The sequence below is a fragment of the Nocardia sp. CA-135953 genome, from assembly GCF_050955735.1.
Taxonomy (GTDB): domain Bacteria; phylum Actinomycetota; class Actinomycetes; order Mycobacteriales; family Mycobacteriaceae; genus Nocardia.
Genome location: NZ_CP192082.1, coordinates 6,607,310 through 6,625,567, shown reverse-complemented (window position 1 = coordinate 6,625,567; position 18,258 = coordinate 6,607,310). Strand labels below are relative to the sequence as shown.

Here is an 18,258-nt window from a genome sequence, read left to right as displayed (position 1 = left end):
TTACGGCTACTGGTGCGGCAGAAGGGATTCCTGGTTGCCGATCCGGCCAACGCGCCGCGTTGAGGCGCATCTGTCGCCGAAACCGCAGTGCCCCGACCGTTGGGTTGGGGCGCTTGGCATTTCAAGTTCAGTCGAGGCCTATCATCAGGTACTTCACGAAGAACTCGTTGTTCAGCGCATAGCGGGAACGCCGCTGCCGAATCAAGTCGATGGCGTCATCGACCGAATACCCGAGATCCAGCAGCGTCTGCGCGACCACCAAACCCGAACGGTTGTAGCCGTACTGGCAGCGCACCATGACGCTGCGATGGGCACGAACCGCCGCTGCGGCGATCCTGGCCAATTCGCGCGCCGCCGCCAACTGATCGGCGTGCAACTCCGCATCCGGAATCGCGAGGTGATGGTGTTCGACATCGGGTCCCGGCCCGTGCCCGTCGGCCTGGAACAGGCTGATCACCACATCGAATTCGATACCGACGATCGCGGGCACCCGCGCGCCTTCGACGTTTCCATAATGATGCCCACCCATCCACAGCTGCGGCACGATCTCGTTCCACGGCGCTTGCGCGTCCGGTGTCTTCATCCTGGGCGGCCGTTCCCACCGCACCATCGTTGCCTCCCCACGTTTTCGGCCCAGCTTCTACGGTACCGCCGGGCAGCGGCTCGGGAACTGCCCCGAAGTCTGGCAATCTTCGAGTGAACGATGACCTATAAGTGGTGCGAGTCCGGACTGTCCGCGCCCGAACCGCGCACCAGCCGACCCTTTCCGCCGACCGGAGTCGGCCTCATCGCCATGGCCGCGGTGCTGGCAATCCTGTTCATCGTGGTGGCGGTGTTGCTGGTGGTAACTCTGCGCTGACCGCAAGGCCGGTTCGAAGTGGCGCAGGATTCCCGCTGACGCGATATAGAACGCGTTCTAGACAGTTCTATAATTTTGTCTTACGCTCGGATCATGACGACAGAGTTGTCTCATCGACCGCATTTCGAATTGAGATCCGCGCAGACCTGGCGCGACCCGTGGCCGATGTATGCCGAACTGCGCGCGCACGATCCCGCGCACCACGTTGTGCCCCAGGATGATCCGGCGAGCGACTACTACGTCCTGTCCCGCTATTCGGATGTATATGCGGCCGCGCGGGACGTCGCGACCTTCTCCTCGGCTGGCGGCCTGACCGTCGACTACCGCGACCTCGGCGAGATCGGGCTGCCCGAACCGCGGCCGTTCGTCTTCACCGATCCGCCGGATCACACCACCTTCCGCAGACAGGTCATGAAAGGCTTCACGCCGCGCCAGGTGCGATCGGTCGAACCGCAGGTACGCGCGTTCGTCATCGAGCGGTTGGAGCGGCTGCGGGCGGCGGGCGAGGGCGATATCGTCGTCGAACTCTTCAAGCCGCTGCCGAGCATGGTGGTCGCACACTATCTCGGTGTGCCGGAACCGGATCGGCCGAAATTCGACGAGTGGACCGATCTCATCATGACCGCCTCCGCGGGCGGCAGTCCGCTCCATGCCCAGGACGCCATCGGCGAATTGATGCAGTACTTCACCCGTTTGATCGAACGCCGTCGCGCCGAACCCGCCGACGATACGATCTCGCATCTGGTGGCTTCCGGCCTCGGCGCCGATGGCGACTATGCGGGCATCATCTCGATTCTCGGCTTCGCCTTCACCATGATCACCGGCGGAAACGACACCACCACAGGTAATCTCGGCGGTGCGGTGCAATTGCTGACCGAGCGTCCGGATCAGCGGCGGCTGCTGATCGAGGATCCGTCGCTCATCCCTGATGCGGTCGAGGAGTTCTTGCGGCTCACCTCGCCGGTGCAGGGTTTGGCGCGAACCATGGTGCGCGACGTCGAGATGCACGGCACCACCATCGCGGCCGGACGTCGGGTGCTGCTGCTGTATGCCTCGGCGAACCGGGACGAACGCGAATTCGGTTCCAATGCAGGCGAACTCGATGTACGACGGCGTCCCAAACAGATCCTGACCTTCAGCCACGGTAACCATCACTGTCTCGGCGCAGCCGCCGCGCGCATGGTCGCGTGCGTCGCGCTGGAGGAACTGCTCGCGCGTTGCCCGGATTTCGTCGTGGACATCGACCGGGTGCGTTACGCCCACGGCAGTTATGTGCGCTGGCCGGATCGTGTGCCGTTCCGGGTGACCGCATGACCGGAGATTGGTTGCGCCCCAAGCGCGCCGATATCGCGGCCGAGCAAATTCTCGATGCCGCCGCGCAGTTGTTCGTCGAGCGCGGGGTCACGAATACCGGGATGGGCGATGTCGCGAAGGCCGCGGGTTGCTCGCGCGCCACCCTGTATCGCTATTTCCCGAACCGCCAAGCGTTGCGAATCGCGTTCGTGCACCGCGAAGCTCGTCGAGTCGGCGCGGCGGTCGCCGAGCGAACTCGGGAGATAACCGATCCGGGTGAGCGCATTGTCGCGATCATGCTCGCATCGCTGCGCGAGGTCCGTGCCGACCCGACCCTGATCGCGTGGTTCAATGCGGGCGACGCGGGCATTGCCAATGAAATCGGTCGATCATCCGAGGTCATCGAGGCCATAGCGGCCGGGCTGCTGCCGCAGACGGCCGATCCGGACCGCTCCCGGCTCGCCCGCTGGTTGGCTCGTATCATCATGTCGCTGCTCACCGCGCCCGGCCGTGACGAGGCCGATGAGCGGGTCATGCTGGAGCGGTTCGTCGCACCGATCGTCATGGGCGCATTCGCGAACTGACCGAACTCCTTGCGCTTGACTTGGAGCGCTCTCCAGGTCGTAGCGTCGATGACGAGATCGTCGACCAAGGAGGAGAGCCCGCATGATTCCGACCAGGAAACTCGGCCAGTTGACCGTCGGTGCACAGGGTCTGGGCTGCATGGGTATGAGCCAGGCCTACGGCGTGCGCGATAACGACGACGAATCCATCGCCACCATCCACCGTGCGCTGGATCTGGGCGTGACGCTGCTCGACACCGCAAATGTCTACGGCCCGGAGACCAACGAGCGCCTGGTCGGCAAGGCCATCGCCGACCGCCGCGATCGGGTGGTGCTTGCGACCAAATTCGGCATCGTGTGGGGCGAGGACGGGAACATGGGCGCTCGTGGCGACGCCGCATACGTCGAGCAGAGCTGTGACGCTTCGCTGGCCCGGCTCGGTGTCGACCACATCGACCTCTACTACCAGCATCGCGTCGATCCGAATGTTCCAATCGAGGAGACCTGGGGCGCGCTGTCGGAGTTGGTGCAGGCGGGCAAGGTTCGCTACCTCGGCATCTCGGAGGCTTCGGCGGAGACCATCCGTGGCGCGCACGCGGTCCATCCGGTGACCGCCCTGCAGAGTGAATGGTCGCTGTGGACAAGGGATATCGAGGCAGAGGTGCTGCCGACATGTCGTGAACTCGGCATCGGCATCGTGCCCTTCTCGCCACTCGGCCGCGGTTTCCTGACTGGCGCGATCACCTCCACAGCAGATCTGCCCGCCGATGATTTGCGCCGCCGGCTACCGCGATTCGCTGGGGAAAACCTCGACAGCAACCTGGCCATCGTCGCGGCGCTGCGCGAGCTGGCCGCCGAAAAGGGCATTACCGCAGGACAATTGGCGCTCGCCTGGGTGCAGAGCCGCGGCGACGATGTGGTTCCGATTCCGGGCACCAAGCGCCGCACCTACCTCGAGGAGAATGTCGCCGCCGCCGAGATCACCCTGACCGCAGACGATCTCGCCCGTATCGATGCCGCTGCTCCTGCCACCGCGTTCGCCGGTGCGCGCTATCCCGAGCACCTCGCCAAGACCGCCGGTCGGTGAACTATTCGGGCGGTACGCCCAATGCCTCCACCTTCGCCGAGGCCGCCTGTTGTATTCGGCGGGGGGTTTACTACGGTTGCGTTGTATTTGCTGTGGCAGTGTGCGGTGGCGGGCGCCAACGACAGTAGCCGCACCCGACCTGTATGGATCGAGCATCAACCCGAACAATACCTATGCCCGACGGGCATATCCCGGGGAATGTGTGTGGGCTGATTAGCCCGCATCGCACGCGCCGACTAAGATCTTGGCGTTTGCTTGTCGTCAGCTGCTCCATCAGATCAGTTCGATCAAAAGGAGAAGGTACTCGTCATGGCAATTTCCCGGAAGATCGCTACAGCTTCGGTCGCAGTCGCCGCACTCGCCGCCGCATTGGTCGGCACCCAGCAGGCCGCGGCCGATCCGATTGCCGGCGGCTGCACCGGCGGCCAATTCAGTTACAAAACAAGCCCGCTCGGGATGTCGGTCGCGCCGACCACGGCCACCTGGAACGGCAATCTCACCGGTTGCACGGGCGCACCCGCGTCCGAGGCCGCGGTCAACGGCACCTTCAATGGAACCGGTAGCTGCAACGGTGCCGACGGTCAGATCGACGGCAAGATCAACTGGTCCAACGGGGCGGTCAGCCGGATCAGCGGGCCGTGGCACGTGCCGGGTGGTGTCGCCAGGTCGATGTCCAACACCGTGACCATTACCGACGGACCCGGCGCGGGTGGTCATCTGGTGGTCGAACAAGGTCCGATCGGCAATGCCATGGCAATGGCGGGCGCGTGCCTCGCGGGCGATCTCCGCAATGCCGACGCACCGATCCTCGCGGCGCATTTCAACTGAACCGATGAACGAGTAACGGGTACCGGGCCGTGTGCCCGGTACCCGTTTCCGGTGGGTGTCGGTGGTTGATGATCGGTGGCTGCGCTGCGGACTGCTCGGTCGGTTCGGTGTGATCCAGTGGGTCAGCGTGACCGTAGCCAGTCCCGGAAGTGCGTGGTGGCGAGGTGGGCACCTTCGGGCGCGGTCAGCACATCGCCTTTGACCGCTGCGAACAGGCCGGCGGACTCGTCGGTGACGACGCGGCGGGTGTCGCCGGTCATCTCCAGTGTGATGCGGCCCAGCTCGTCGAGCGGGAAGACTTCGGGGCCGCCGATATTGCGTGTGCCCCGCAGCGGAGCACCCGCGGCGACCTCGGCGACAGCGGCCGCGACCTCGGCGGCGCTGATGGGCTGAATCGCGGTGGCGGGCAGGCGCACGACATCACCATCGGTGGTCCAGTCCAGCGACGCCACCACGAATTCCATGAACTGCGTCGCGCGCACGATCGAGTACGGGATCGGACCGGCCTCGACCATGTCCTCCTGCAGTGTCTTGGCCCGGTAGTAGACGAGGTCGGGCACCTGGTCGACGCCGACGATCGACAGCGTCACGATGTGCCGGACACCTGCGGCCTGCGCGGCGGTCAAGAGGTGGGGCACTGTGGTGCGGAAGAAGTCGAGGGATGCCTCGTCGAAGGTCGGCGAGTTGGCCACGTCGACGACGACCTCGGCGCCGCGTAGCGCCGCGTCGAGCCCGTCGCCGGTGAGGAGATCGATCCCGGTCGAGCGCGAGTGTCCGGTCGCATCGTGTCCGGCCGCGGTGAGCTTCTGTACCACCTGAGAGCCGATGAGTCCCGTGCCGATGACTGCGATTTTCATGAGATGTCCTTCCGGTAGAAGTGAGCCTCGGTCAGGAGCCTTTCTCGTGTTCGATCCCGGGGCGGATAGCCCCGTAGCGCATTGTGTCGACGGTCGTCCGCAGCAGATCGTCGCACTGCGGTCGAGTTTCGCATGGTAACTGCGAGTTCTGCAGCCGCTCGACCGCGCTGCGGGTGATCTCGCCCGCAGTTCCGGCGGCGCAGACAGCAGTCCCCGCCGGTCCCCACCGGATTCGCGTGCATATCGATCGCGTCATATCGCTGGCCGACGTCGCCGCCGCCCATCGACTAGCCGAATCGGGCCGCATCCGAGGCAAACTCGTCCTCACATCCGGGCCTGGAGATTTCTTGTGCCCTCGGCATGGCACGCAAAACATGGGCAACTGGAAAACGGCTGGTCATTGTGGGTGCGTACCCGATCTGACTAGCCTGCGTCGATTATGCGGCCGGACCCATTCCTTTAGAGTCCCAGGCAGGGCTCTACCAGCGTGGAACCCGTTCTGACCGGCGATTCTTCTGGTGAACGCTGACGGTTGGAGTGGGATTCGACTGTCTGAAGTCCGGTCGGTGAGTCCCAGTTTCGAGCTGCCGGCAGGGCCTTGCCGCCCAGCCGATGTGGGGGTTCTGGGTCTATCGTGAACGGCCGTGCGTATAGGTCGGCCGAATGTTATGGTGCGGGTACCATAACCCTATGGGTTTGAAGAAGACGACGGTCATGGTCGACGAGGCCGACCTCGAGTTGGTGAAGATGGCAGCGGCGCGCGAAGGGCGCCCGGAGTCCGAGTATTTTCGTGAAGCTTTTCATCTGGCCGCGATACGCACTCGCCGATGGGATGAGGTATGGGATATCCCGGTTCTCGATTACGGGCATGCGGTGACGGCGGATGAGATCGATAGCGCTGTGCGAGAAGCGATCACCGGCACCGAAGCCGATGCTGGATGATCGTGATCGGCGATACCTCAGGTCTGGTCGCCGCTTTCAACTCCGCAGATCCCGAGCACGTCGACGCGCGCGCAGCGCTTCAGCAGGCGGCGCTCACCATCGTTTCTCCGCTCGTCTTGCTCGAAGTCGAACACATCACCACCCGAAATCTCAATCGTCAAGCCGCTTATGCGATTAATGATTGGTTGTTGGCACAAGAGCACACCGGACGCATCGAAGTGCCCACGATCTCGGCGGACCTGTTGCGGGTCGCGCGCAAGGTACAGAACCGATATCTGGCCATGCGCCTGGATCTCACCGACGCCACCAATGTTTCATTAGCCGAGCGATACGAAACTGCGGAGGTGTTGACACTCGACCGACGTGATTTCCGCGCGGTTACCCCACTCACTGGTCATGCCGCGTTCCGCCTGCTGCCCGACGATCTCCAGCCGATCTGACGGTCACCACGGTTCCGTCATCGGCGGCAGCGAGGTGCCAGGTCATCACCGAGGTCAGCGCTCCACTCGCCAACCCGAACCCTCCTGCCCCGGAACACAACTGGCGGAAATCATCCACCGATCAGCCGAAGCAGGGGCCCGAATTTCAGAATCCCGGTTCAGGTCGAGACAAACTCGATCCAGAGGCCGTTCACTCCGGCAGCAGGCTGTCGACCAGAGCGCGGGCGAACTCATCAGCGGGCTGGTCTGCGAGATGCTCGCCCTCGAACTCGATCAGGAAGGCGCGCTGGAAGCAGGCACCAAGCAGTAGGGCAGCGAGTATGTCGGGTACTCCGGACAGGACGGCGGGGATATACTCCCATGGTCCGCTGAGTTTGGGACACGAGTAGCCGATGGTTGAGAGCGATGCCTTCCGGACACAGCGTGATGTCGGTAGTGATGTCATCACGGAGTTGAACGCCGCTGGTTTCGACGATGCGGCGGAGATCGGGCGGGGCGGGTTCGGCCAAGTGTATCGGTGTACCCAGCGCGCCATGGACCGCACGGTCGCGGTGAAGGTCCTCACCGCCGGGCTCGACGAGAATCGGGAGCGTTTCTTCCGCGAGCAACGCGCGATGGGACGACTGACCGGACACCCCAACATCGTCGATGTGCTCGAGGTAGGCGAGACCACGAGCGAACTCCTCTACTTGGCGATGCCGTACTACACGCACGGCTCCCTCGACGCCCGCATCCGCCGCGACGGCCCCGTGCCGCTGCCGGACGTGCTGCACCTAGGAGTGAAGATCGCCGGTGCGCTGGAAACAGTGCACCGGGCCGACGTGCTGCACCGCGACATCAAACCGGGAAACATTCTGCTCACCGACTACGGCGAACCCGCGTTGACCGACTTCGGGATAGCCCACATCACCGGCGGATTCCATACCGAATCCGGCACTGTCACCGGCTCGCCCGCATTCACCGCGCCGGAAGTCCTCGCAGGCGACGCCCCGAGTCCAGCCTCGGATGTGTACGGGCTGGGAGCCACCCTGTTCTGTGCCCTGACCGGTCATGCGGTCTTCGAACGCCGCAGCGGTGAGCAAGTGGTCGCGCAATTCCTGCGGATCACCCAGCAACCGGTCCCCGACCTGCGCAACAGCGGCATACCCGACGACGTGTCCACGGTGATCGAGGCGGCGATGTCGCGCGACCCACAGCAACGTCCCACCGGTGCGGAACTGGGCGAGCGACTGCGACAGGTGGAACGCAATCACGGTTTCCCGGTCGACGAGATGGCACTGCGAACCGAACCTGGAGCCGACCAGGCATCGGCCGTGAGGTCGACGGCCGCAGTAGGGAACGGTGAGGGGAACCTGCCTCTCGAGGTGACCAGCCTCGTCGGTCGGCGGATCCAGGTGGCCGACGTCGTTAGCCTGCTGGCGGCGTCACGCCTGGTGACACTGACCGGGATCGGCGGAGTCGGCAAGACCCGGCTCGCACTGCGCGTCGCCCATAAGGTGAAGGACGATTTCGCCGACGGCGCATGGCTGGTCGAGCTGGGTGGTCTGCGAGATGAGACATTGCTGGTCGACGTCGTGGCCACCTCCCTCGGCCTGGGGAATCAGAGTGCCCGGCCCATGCTCGAGGTCCTCACCGAGCTGTTGTCCCCGCGCGAGCTGCTGCTGGTGCTCGACAACTGCGAGCAGGTGATCGATGCGGTCACGAAGCTGGCCGACTCGCTGCTGCGGACCTGTCCTCACCTGCGAATTCTGGCCACCAGCCGGGAGGCCCTCGGCCTGGGCGGCGAAGCGGTGTACCCGGTGCCCCCCTTGGCGATCCCCGATGCGACGGACAAGCCGACGCTGCGAGCGGCGGCACGCTACGACGCGGTGACCCTGTTCATCGAACGCGCCGCCGCGGTCGTGCCCGACTTCGAGATGACCGACGACAACCGGCTCACCATCACCGGGATCTGCGCCCGGCTCGACGGCCTACCGCTGGCGATCGAGCTGTCCGCGGCCCGATTACGGGCGATGTCGCCCGAGCAGATCCTGACCCGCCTCGATGACCGCTACACCCTGCTGACCCGCGGCAGGCGTGACGCCCCCAAGCGGCAGCAAACTCTGCGGTGGTCCATCGGCTGGAGCTACGACCTGTGCACGCCCATCGAGCAGCGACTGTGGACCCAGCTGTCGGTCTTCGCCGGCGGTTTCGAACTCGACGCCGCCGAACAGGTATGCGGCACCGACCTGACTGAGCCGGAACTGCTCGATGTGATGTCCGCGCTGCTCGACAAGTCGATCCTGATCCGCGGCGAAACCGACGGCACGATCCGCTTCCGAATGCTCGAAACCGTCCAGGCATACGGTAAGGAAAAAGCCGAGGACAGCGGCGAATATCCGGAATTGGCTCGGCGGCACCGGGATTGGTGCGAGCGGCTGGCGACCCAGGCGGCGGCGGAGTGGGTCGGTCCACGCCAGGTGCAATGGGTCGCCCGGCTGGAGCGGGAAGTACCCAACCTGCGCGAAGCACTGGGATTCGCCCTGACCGAACCGACCGACAGCGCGTTGCGGATCGCCACCGCCCTCTATATGTTCTGGACGCTGCGGGGACGGCTCAGCGAGGGACGCCGCTGGTGCGTTCGCGCACTCGAACTCACGGCCGGTGCCACGACCGTCGAGCGGTCCAAGGCACTGTACGTAGCCAATGCGATGGCCGCGATACAGGGCGACCTGCCCGCCGCCACCGACACAATGACACAACTCCGGACTCTGGCCGAGCAAACTGCCGAGCCGCTGATCGGAGCCCTGTTCGCCCATGCCGAGGCAAACACGTGTCTTGCCGGCGGTGACAATGATCTGGCGCGAGCAAGTACCCGCCTCGCCGAGGCCATCGACGCCTACGAGGCATCGGGAAACGTCGGACTGGAACATCTGGCGGCCCATTTTTCGCTCGGATGGGCCTACGCACTGCAGGGGGAAAGCGCCCGGGCCCTCACGTGCCTCGACAAGGGGCTCGCCATTGCCAAATCCGCCGGCGAGACGATGGTTCGTTCGTGGTTGTCATGGGCAGCAGGATTTGCCCTGTGGCGAAAGGATGAACCCGAGCGCGCCACGTACCTGCTGCAGGAGGGGATTCGAACGGCCCGGCTGGTAGCGGATCCGGTCGTCATCGCGGGCTGTTTGGAGACGCTGGCCTGGGTCGCGGGCGAGCAGCGCCATGCCCGGCGTGCCGCTGTCCTGATGGGTGCCGCCGATTCGCTGGGTCGCGTGGCAGGCGGTTCCGCGTTCATGTTTCGGGATTTGCTTGTCTACCGTGAGGAATGCGACCGGCACAGCCGCACGGTGCTCGGGGCGCGAGCCTTCGAGGCGGCCCGCGACAAAGGCGCCGCGGTGAGTTTCGATGCCGCGGTCGGATTCGCGCTCGGCGATCACACCGACCCCATCGAGCCGGCCCCTCGCTCAGGAGGACAACTGACCAAGCGTGAGCGCCAGGTCGCCGGTCTCGTTGCACGAGGCATGACCAACAAGGCAATCGCCGCCCGGCTGGTGATTTCGCAGCGCACCGCCGAGAGACACGTAGAACATATCCTCACCAAACTCGGATTCACCTCGCGCGCACAGATTGCCACATGGGCCGCCGAGCAGTCCGAATCCTGAACCCCGCGGTGATGTCTCCGGGCAGGGTCCACTCCGTCAACTCGGCAAGTGTGCACGGAAACCGTTACGGCGGCGACAGTTTGGCGCGGTGGCCGCGATCCCGCGACGAAATAACAAGAGATGCCCTGCGGTTGGGATTCATCAGCAGACCGCGACGACGACGTGCCGGGAGAGCGGGCTACGGTCGTGTCGGATCGTAATTCGGTCACCTCTGGCCATTTTCGTAGGATTGGATTTCGTGCGGCACCTTTTGCGTTCGGTGTGGGACGAACCGCGGCCACCGGACCCACCGCGGCGAATGTGGTGGGATCGGGTGCTGGTGGGGGTGTTTGTGGGGCTGGTAGTGCTGGAGGGGCTGGTGCGGCCGAACCTTCCGCATCGGGTGCTGTGGATGGCTGTCGCGGTGGCGATTATGCCGACGTTGCTGTGGCGGCGGACCAAGCCGTTGGAGGTGGTGACGTTCGCCTTCGTGGCGTCGGCTGCCGGGACGGTGCTGGCGGGTGGGGAACAGTCGGGCCTGCGCAGCTTGGTGGTGATGTTGTTGTTGCCGTTGGCGCTGGTGCGGTGGGGGTCCGGGCGCGAGGTGCTGCTCGGCTCGGTGGTCGTGCTGGTGAGCGCTGTTTTCTCGATGGCGGTTTCGGATCTTGCGGCCGCGGATGTCGTTGGCGGTCTGATCGTTCTGTTCGCGGTAGTGGCGCTCGGCCTGGCATTGCGATACCGGGCGCGGGCGAAGGCGCGCGAACTCGATCAGGTCAAGCTGCTCGAACGTGAGCGGCTGGCCCGGGATCTGCACGATAGCGTCGCACATCATGTGTCCGCGATGGTGATTCGCGCACAGGCGGGTATGGTGACCGCGGCGTCCAGTCCCGACGCTGCGATGGACGCGCTGCGCCTGATCGAGGTCGAGGCCACGCGCGCGCTCGGTGAGATGCGCGCGATGGTTCATATGCTCCGCAGTGACCGTCCGGTCCACGACGGCGACCTGAGTCCCGGTGTCGGCGACGTGGACAGTCTTGCCAGGAATGCCCGCCATGGTCCGTCGGTGGATGTCGAGATCACCGGTGATATCGCCGATTTGCCCGCGGCCGTCGATACCGCGATCTACCGGCTGGCCCAGGAATCGGTGACCAACGCCTTGCGTCACGCGCGCAATGCCACCCGCGTGCAGGTCTGCGTCGATGCCGACGACACGGCGGTGCGTCTGCTTGTGCGCGACGACGGCGATCCCGTGCGCGGCTCTGTATTTCTCGGCTATGGACTCCTCGGCATGAGCGAGCGCGCCGCCCTGCTCGGCGGCACGTGCGAGGCGGGTCCGCATCCCGGCCGGGGGTGGCGGGTGAGCGCGGTGCTGCCACGTGCGAGCGCGACGAGCCGAGGCAGGTGAGGTGTCGTGAGCAGAGCACAGTGGAGCGAGCCATCGGCACAGTGCGCCTCCCGTACGACGCCGCCGAGCGCCCGCGAGGTCGTGTCGTGAGCGAGAACCTCCGGGTGGTCGTCGCCGACGATCAGGAGATCGTCCGTACTGGACTGGTGATGATCCTCGACGCCCAGCCGGGCATCGAGGTGGTCGGCGCGGCCGCGGACGGGCAGGGTGCCGTCGAACTTGCGCAGCAACTGCGTCCCGACGTGTGCATATTCGATATCCGCATGCCGAAGGTCGACGGTATCGAGGCCACCCGCCGCCTCGCTGGTCCGGCCGTCGCGGATCCCCTCGCCGTGGTGGTGATCACCACGTTCGATCTCGACGAGTACGTCTACGCGGCATTGCGTGCCGGTGCGCGCGGGTTCCTGCTCAAAGAGGCCGGTCCGGATATGCTGGCGCAAGCCGTGCGTGCCGCCGCGAACGGTGACGCCCTCATCGCTCCGAGCGTTACCGCGCGACTGCTGAATGCCTTCGCCGGGTGCGGGCCCGATCCGGCACCGCTGCAACCGGTCTCGCCGTTGACCGAGCGCGAGGAACAGATTCTGGCCATCGTCGCCCGGGGGCGGACCAATGGCGAGATTGCCGCCGAACTGCACATCAGCCTCAGTACGGTGAAGACCCACATCGCCGGTTTGATGGCGAAACTCGGCGCACGTAACCGTGTCGAGATCGTCATCTGGGCCTACGAGACGCACCGCCTCGAGCGCTGACTCAGCCGCGCGATCGGCCGGAAGTACTACTGCTGGACCGGACGATCGGGTGACCGGATTCGAGCCTTTGTCCCGATGTGGCGCAACGGCCCGTTGGCGACGATGTGAGGTATGACCACGCCTTCTCGCACGAACTGGCTTGTGCCCACCGGATTGATCGTGCTCAGCGTTGTTCCTGTGCTTGCCAGTGGAATTCGTGTCGCCGAACTGTCGGGGGCGGTCGATGTCGCTGTCACGATGGATAACGAACGCTTCTTCGTGGCGCCGGTGCCGATTCTGGTGCACGTGGTCAGTGCCAGTCTGTTCAGTGTCATCGGTGCGCTTCAATTCGTGCCGGGGCTACGCCGTCATCGATGGCATCGCCATGCCGGTCGTGTGCTGGTGCCGCTCGGGTTGGCGGTCGCGGGGTCGGCGCTGTGGATGACGGTGACCTATCCGCTGCCGGCGCGAGATTCGGTTCTGCTCAGTGCCTTTCGATTGTTGTTCGGATCGGGCATGGCCTTGTCTATTCTGCTCGGCACCGCGGCCCTGCGCCGCGGGGATTTCGCCGGGCACGGCGCGTGGATGACCCGCGGCTACGCGATCGCTGTCGGCGCCGGAACCCAGGGGGTGTTGCTCGGATTCTGGGAGGCCGCGGTCGGTGGGCCCGGCGTATTCGCCAGGGCGTTGTTGCACGGCGCCGCCTGGGTGCTCAATCTCGCTGTCGCTGAAACAGCCATTCGGCGACGGACTCGTTCATCACGTGTTCCCACACCGGCGCACGCCCACGCGGCGTGAGCGGCGCATCATTCGAGAAAGGCAAGGAAACCATGTCGCCATCGATGAAAGCGGTCACCCCCGACATATCCGGCGGGGACAAGCCGATGAAAGCGATCGTGCAGCGGGGCTACGGACCGCCGGACCGGGTGTTCGCGCTCGGCGATATCGCCCGTCCCGCGGTCGGCGCCGACGATGCGCTGGTCCGTTTGCGTGCCACCAGCGTCAATACCCCGGACTGGGTCGGCGCGGTCGGTATGCCCTACATCCTGCGGCTGCAGTTCGGACTGTGGACTCCCGCGACGCCGGTGCGGGGATCCGATATCGCCGGGATCGTGGAGGCCGTCGGCACGAACGTGACCGACCTCGAGCCCGGCGACGAGGTATTCGGATCGACGTGGGACAGCACCGCCTCGACACAGCATGGCACTTTCGCCGAATACACGGTCGCACCGGCGGGCCAGCTCATCCTGAAGCCCGCCGAACTGACCTTCGAGGAGGCCGCTGCGTCGGTCATGTCGGGCATCACCGCCCTGGCCGCCATGCGTGACGCGGGCCAGGCCGGACCGGGCAAGCAAGTGCTGATCAACGGCGCCTCGGGCGGAGTCGGGACACTCGCGGTACAGATCGCCAAGACACTCGGCGCGCAGGTCACCGGCGTGTGCAGCAGCCGCAACATCGAATTCGTCCAGTCGCTCGGCGCCGATCACGTCATCGACTACGCCCAGGAGGACTTCACCCGCCGCACACACCGCTACGACGTCATCCTCGACAACGTCCTGAATCATCCGCCCACGGTCACTGCCCGACTGCTGACCCCTGGAGGAACCTTGATCCCCAACAGCATCGGCGAAGCCCGCGGTGTGCTCGGCAGCATGCCCAGAATCGGACGGGCCATGCTGATGATGCGATGGGGCTCCACCGACGTCCGCACCGTCACCTGCGTCCCGAACCGCGACAACCTCCGAGCGCTCGCCACCCTCCTGGTCTCCGGCGACATCAAGGTGATCATCGAGAAGGCCTACCCCCTGGCCGATGCCGCCGCAGCGGTAACCCACATGATGAGCCACCGAGCCCGCGGCAAAGTCGTCATCACATTGTAGGGAGTGCAAAATACAACGGCTCGTGCTTGAACCACAGCGTCATCCGAGTGGGACATCCGTGCCACGCGCAGCGTCGAAGCAACGAATTCGGGGGATCGGCCGGAAATGAACTCCACTGTCTTGTCACATGGTCATGCGCTGAATCCACCGTCGATGTTCAGGCTGGAGCCGGTGATGTATGCAGAATCGGGCCCGGCGAGGTAGGTGACGAGTTCCTCGTGTAGGCCTCGCCCGACGTAGGCAAGATCGATCGTGTGCATCAATGTTTTGCTTCGATGTGACGGTTGCTGAGACGGTGCGCCGGATGCACGACACTCGGCCGGACCGGGACGGTATGGCCCCGTGTGGAGGGCACGGGGTCAGGAGATGTTCATCTCGCCGTTGACCCCGGCCGTGCTGCACTGCAAGGAATGCGGTCACACTGACGGCAAACACCACCACCGGTGGTCCGTCGAGATGCCCTGCATGGGGTTGTCACAGGGTGACTAGCGGTAGAAGTCGGCCGCGTCAACGCTGGCGGACACACCGAGTTCGGCGGCGACCGCGGGGATCGCGCTGTCGGCGATAGCCAGATCGACCTGGCCGTCGGTGGTGTAGTACGGCGCGATGAACTTCTCGTAGTGGGCTCGGACCTCGTCCGCGGTCTGGCCGCCGAGGAACGTTCGCATATGCCGGATCGTGGTGTCGGGATCTTCGTGGATCACCCGAAGGGCGCGTCGGTGGGCGCGGACGAGGGCTTGCAGCGCGGGGTCGTCCGGGTCGGTGTGAGCGGGGTCGATGGCCACGCCGACAGTGGGGATCTGGAAGTGGTCGCCGACCCAGGCCAGCACTTGCCACCCGTACTCGGCGGCGACCGCCTCCGGCGCCATGGTGCTGCCGACGTAAGCGGCGTCGATGCTGCCCTCGCGCAGCTGGCGCAGGTCCATGCCGTAGTCGCCGGGCGCTCGCACGATGCAGTGCACATCGCGGTCCGGGTCCAGGCCGGCCCGGCGCAACACGATCCGGGCGAAGCAACCGGGCGGGGTGTCCGGCGCGTGGACCGCGAGCCGTTGGCCGGCCAAGTCCGTCAGCGAGGTCAGGCCGGGGCGGGCGAGGAACCAGAACAGCGGACGGTGTGTGTTGACAATGAGCGTGACCCACGGGATGCCGCCGGTCAACCGCGACAACAGCGCTCGGCCGAGCCCGATGGTGGCGCCGTGGCGCAACCGTTCCTCGTCCCAGGCGATGCCGTCGTGCAGTGCGACGTGCACCCCCTCGCCCGCGTAGTAGCCCTCCTGGTCGGCGATATGGGCGACCAGTTCCTCGTGCAGACCCCGACCGACATAGGCCAGATCAATGGTGTGCATAATCGGTCCTTCCCTAGTACATTGCCATGCCGCCGTTGACGGCGGCGGTGGTGCCGGTCATGAACCCGTTGTCCTCGCTGGCGTAGAAGGCCACCGCTTGGGCGACATCGGCTGGGATCGCCAGGCGGCCCAGTGGGGTGGCGGCCACCTGCTGCTGTTTCACCTCGTCATCGACTTCCTGCAATATGTTGGTTCCGGCCACCGGGCCTGGCTCGACGACATTGACCGTGACGCCCCTGGGGCCCAATTCCTGCGCGAGATACCGGGCGAACTGGGCCAGCGCCGCCTTGGCCGTACCGAGCGCGATCATGCCCGCCCGTGGCCGGCGGCTCAGACCCGTGCCGAGATAGATGACGCGTCCCCAGCCCTGGTCGGTCATGGCGGGTAGCACGGCCTTGGTGACCACATACGCCGCCCGCATCTCGTCGTCGAGCTTTCCGCCCAGCTCCTCCCAGGTCATGTCGTGGAACGACTTGATCACGTATGGGGTGAGCGCGTTGTGCACGAGTACGTCGACGCCGCCGCCCCAGGCCGCGTGGATCTGCTCGATCATGCCGTCGACCGCCGCCACGTCGCGCACGTCGGCCTGTACGGCCATGGCCTGGCCGCCGCCGACCTCGATTTCGGCCACGACATCCTTGGCCGCCTGGTCGCTGTGCAGGTAATTGACCACAACGCGCATTCCGCGTTCGGCCAGCAGGCGCGCGGTCGCCGCACCGATTCCGCTACTGGACCCGGTCACCAATGCCACCCTGGTCATGATTCGACCTCCTGTTCACGAATTGCGCCATAGAGGACGGTGTTGACTGTTATTCGCAGCAGATCGGCTGCGCTGCGGTCGAGCTTGCGTGGTAACGGCGAGTTCAGCAGCCGTTCCGCCGCGCCGCGGATGATCTCGCTGAGCAGCTCGGGTGGCGTCGACAGCAGCCCATGCCGGTGCCCGTGCTGGAACAGCTCATCGAGCCGTCGGTAGACCACCGCGTCCATCCGCTGTTCCACGTGCTTGCGCAACACCGCATCGCCCCGCCCGGTGGCTCGCTGAGCCGCGCCGATGCGCCCGAGCTCGCTGCACGTCGCGTGCAGGAACCGCTGCACCTGCTCACTGAACGGCCGGCCTTCGGCCTCCTCGGCCGCGGCGACCAGCGTGCGCTCGATCGCCCCGAACAGCCGGTCCAGCACCGCGGTTATCAGGCTGTGCTTATCCGGGAAGTGTCGGTAGATCGTTTTCTTACTCATCCCGAGCTCACGGGCGAGGTCGTCCATGCTGACCCGCCCGAGGCCCGGCGCGAGGAACAGCCGGCTGGCCGCGTCGACGATCACCTCGGCACGCCGCTCCTCGGAAACTGAGGAAACTAATTTCGTCTCCATAGTTTCCATGGTGGCCTGCTGACCCAATACTGTCAAGGCACAGTTGCAGGCCCGACCCGGCTGCCGCCGCGTCGACGTCAGGGGCTGCACCCCGGGGACGGCGAACATGATGCCCGTCCGGGCAATCAGCGCAGCGAGGTCCAGTTCGCCGCGCACCTGGTCGAACCCCGTGCTGACCTCAGCGAATCTGTTCTCGATCGCACTCGCACGGCGCCGGTCTCGATCAGAGCTCCACGGCTCTCCAGAAGATTCCAGACGTCCAGTCGCGCAAGCGGGCTCGAACCACGAGCAATCCCCACGCGCGAACGACGGCCGGCGCGGGACGACACACCGAGGCCCCGGCAACAGTCTTGCGTGTGAGATGCAGCGTCCGGCCGATCGCGGCGATGCCAATGCCTTTCGTGAGCATTTGCGGTGATCACCCCCAGATGGTGCGGGCGGGAACCGGTCGCGTGTCGATGCACGCGGCGATCCCTGGTCGGGCGGGCAGATCGGGTCTTTCCTGATCGGCCGACTGCCAATTCGGCGAACACCGCCGAGAGCAGGCAAGTCCACGACCTGCCGCCGATGATTGGTAGGCGCTGCTTCGCACGGCAGGTACGCGGCTCGCAATCGCCCGGCTCACATGCGGCACATTCAGATGTTCTGCACCGTAACCAACCACACCCTGGAAGCCCGGCATGACGCCGCAGGGCTCGAATCCATCAACCTCTGATAGAAACATCCCATCATCAGTTTGCTGATGGGATGCTGGAAGCGCGGCAAGGCAATCGGCTACTCGTGCCACGGCTGCGGGAAGGCCCGATCGACTTCGGGCGTCGCAGTGAACAGCACCTGGGACATCAGTGCAATCGACCTCCATGAAGAACCTGCTCGCCGCAGGACAGACTGCCGATGTCCACACCAGATAGTCCTCTCGATCGTCGGAGGGGAGCAGGTGTACCCGTTCGATTTCCTGACGGCGGGCCAGGTATGGGTCGAGAACAGGACGCTACCGACCCGCACTCTTTCACGACCGGACCGAGGTGATCGCCAGCCTGATCGG

General features: G+C 65.4%; 19 protein-coding genes. 13 read left to right on the top strand and 6 right to left on the bottom strand.

Annotation, left to right across the window (positions count from 1 at the left end; translation table 11 throughout):
- Positions 1-127 precede the first annotated feature (127 nt).
- A complete protein-coding gene (locus ACQPXH_RS30195) occupies positions 128-610 on the bottom strand; it encodes a protein-tyrosine phosphatase family protein (RefSeq protein WP_433599833.1) in 483 nt (160 codons plus the stop codon).
- A 93-nt stretch (positions 611-703) separates the two neighbouring features.
- Here ACQPXH_RS30195 and ACQPXH_RS30190 point away from each other — a divergent pair, with 93 nt between their 5' ends.
- From ACQPXH_RS30190 to ACQPXH_RS30170, 5 genes are all read left to right on the top strand, one after another.
- Positions 704-859 (top strand): hypothetical protein, encoded by a 156-nt coding sequence (locus tag ACQPXH_RS30190; protein WP_433599832.1) that lies wholly within the window; start codon positions 704-706, stop codon positions 857-859.
- Between the two features lie 93 nt (positions 860-952).
- Positions 953-2,173 carry a cytochrome P450 gene (locus ACQPXH_RS30185; RefSeq protein ID WP_433599831.1) on the top strand — a complete coding sequence of 407 codons (1,221 nt, stop codon included), beginning with the start codon at positions 953-955 and terminating at the stop codon, positions 2,171-2,173.
- A complete protein-coding gene (locus tag ACQPXH_RS30180; RefSeq protein ID WP_433599830.1) occupies positions 2,170-2,736 on the top strand; it encodes a TetR/AcrR family transcriptional regulator in 567 nt (188 codons plus the stop codon). The genes ACQPXH_RS30185 and ACQPXH_RS30180 overlap by 4 nt, the downstream gene beginning before the upstream one ends.
- Before the next feature lie 82 nt (positions 2,737-2,818).
- Entirely contained in the window at positions 2,819-3,802 is a 984-nt protein-coding gene (locus ACQPXH_RS30175) for an aldo/keto reductase (RefSeq protein WP_433599829.1), read from the top strand.
- Positions 3,803-4,111: 309 nt separating this feature from the next.
- The gene (locus ACQPXH_RS30170; protein WP_433599828.1) at positions 4,112-4,630 is read left to right on the top strand and encodes a hypothetical protein; all 519 of its coding nucleotides are present in this window, start codon (positions 4,112-4,114) and stop codon (positions 4,628-4,630) included.
- Positions 4,631-4,752: 122 nt separating this feature from the next.
- Here ACQPXH_RS30170 and ACQPXH_RS30165 read toward each other — a convergent pair whose 3' ends face one another.
- Complete coding sequence (locus tag ACQPXH_RS30165; RefSeq protein ID WP_433599827.1) at positions 4,753-5,487, bottom strand: SDR family oxidoreductase; 735 nt, start codon at positions 5,485-5,487, stop codon at positions 4,753-4,755.
- An 83-nt stretch (positions 5,488-5,570) separates the two neighbouring features.
- Here ACQPXH_RS30165 and ACQPXH_RS30160 point away from each other — a divergent pair, with 83 nt between their 5' ends.
- The 8 genes from ACQPXH_RS30160 (at position 5,571) to ACQPXH_RS30125 (ending at position 14,499) form a co-directional block, all read left to right on the top strand.
- Positions 5,571-5,990, top strand: coding sequence for a zinc-binding dehydrogenase (locus ACQPXH_RS30160; protein WP_433599826.1), 420 nt, complete (start codon positions 5,571-5,573; stop codon positions 5,988-5,990).
- Positions 5,991-6,201: 211 nt separating this feature from the next.
- Positions 6,202-6,429 (top strand): CopG family transcriptional regulator, encoded by a 228-nt coding sequence (locus tag ACQPXH_RS30155; protein WP_433599825.1) that lies wholly within the window; start codon positions 6,202-6,204, stop codon positions 6,427-6,429.
- Positions 6,426-6,869, top strand: coding sequence for a PIN domain-containing protein (locus ACQPXH_RS30150; RefSeq protein ID WP_433599824.1), 444 nt, complete (start codon positions 6,426-6,428; stop codon positions 6,867-6,869). The genes ACQPXH_RS30155 and ACQPXH_RS30150 overlap by 4 nt, the downstream gene beginning before the upstream one ends.
- A gap of 392 nt (positions 6,870-7,261) precedes the next feature.
- Complete coding sequence (locus ACQPXH_RS30145; protein ID WP_433599823.1) at positions 7,262-10,507, top strand: protein kinase domain-containing protein; 3,246 nt, start codon at positions 7,262-7,264, stop codon at positions 10,505-10,507.
- Positions 10,508-10,745: 238 nt separating this feature from the next.
- A complete protein-coding gene (locus ACQPXH_RS30140) occupies positions 10,746-11,891 on the top strand; it encodes a sensor histidine kinase (protein WP_433599822.1) in 1,146 nt (381 codons plus the stop codon).
- Between the two features lie 86 nt (positions 11,892-11,977).
- Positions 11,978-12,640, top strand: a complete 663-nt coding sequence (locus ACQPXH_RS30135; RefSeq protein ID WP_433599821.1) for a response regulator — start codon at positions 11,978-11,980, stop codon at positions 12,638-12,640.
- A 111-nt stretch (positions 12,641-12,751) separates the two neighbouring features.
- On the top strand, positions 12,752-13,417 hold the full coding sequence (locus ACQPXH_RS30130) for a DUF2306 domain-containing protein (protein ID WP_433599820.1): 666 nt from the start codon (positions 12,752-12,754) through the stop codon (positions 13,415-13,417).
- Between the two features lie 32 nt (positions 13,418-13,449).
- A complete protein-coding gene (locus tag ACQPXH_RS30125; protein WP_433599819.1) occupies positions 13,450-14,499 on the top strand; it encodes an NAD(P)-dependent alcohol dehydrogenase in 1,050 nt (349 codons plus the stop codon).
- Positions 14,500-14,630: 131 nt separating this feature from the next.
- Here ACQPXH_RS30125 and ACQPXH_RS30120 read toward each other — a convergent pair whose 3' ends face one another.
- The 4 genes from ACQPXH_RS30120 to ACQPXH_RS30105 form a co-directional block, all read right to left on the bottom strand.
- On the bottom strand, positions 14,631-14,759 hold the full coding sequence (locus ACQPXH_RS30120) for a hypothetical protein (protein ID WP_433599818.1): 129 nt from the start codon (positions 14,757-14,759) through the stop codon (positions 14,631-14,633).
- A gap of 225 nt (positions 14,760-14,984) precedes the next feature.
- Positions 14,985-15,845, bottom strand: coding sequence for an ABC transporter substrate-binding protein (locus tag ACQPXH_RS30115; protein WP_433599817.1), 861 nt, complete (start codon positions 15,843-15,845; stop codon positions 14,985-14,987).
- A 13-nt stretch (positions 15,846-15,858) separates the two neighbouring features.
- Positions 15,859-16,605 carry an SDR family NAD(P)-dependent oxidoreductase gene (locus ACQPXH_RS30110; RefSeq protein ID WP_433599816.1) on the bottom strand — a complete coding sequence of 249 codons (747 nt, stop codon included), beginning with the start codon at positions 16,603-16,605 and terminating at the stop codon, positions 15,859-15,861.
- The gene (locus ACQPXH_RS30105; protein WP_433599815.1) at positions 16,602-17,369 is read right to left on the bottom strand and encodes a TetR/AcrR family transcriptional regulator; all 768 of its coding nucleotides are present in this window, start codon (positions 17,367-17,369) and stop codon (positions 16,602-16,604) included. The genes ACQPXH_RS30110 and ACQPXH_RS30105 overlap by 4 nt, the downstream gene beginning before the upstream one ends.
- Positions 17,370-18,258 lie beyond the last annotated feature (889 nt).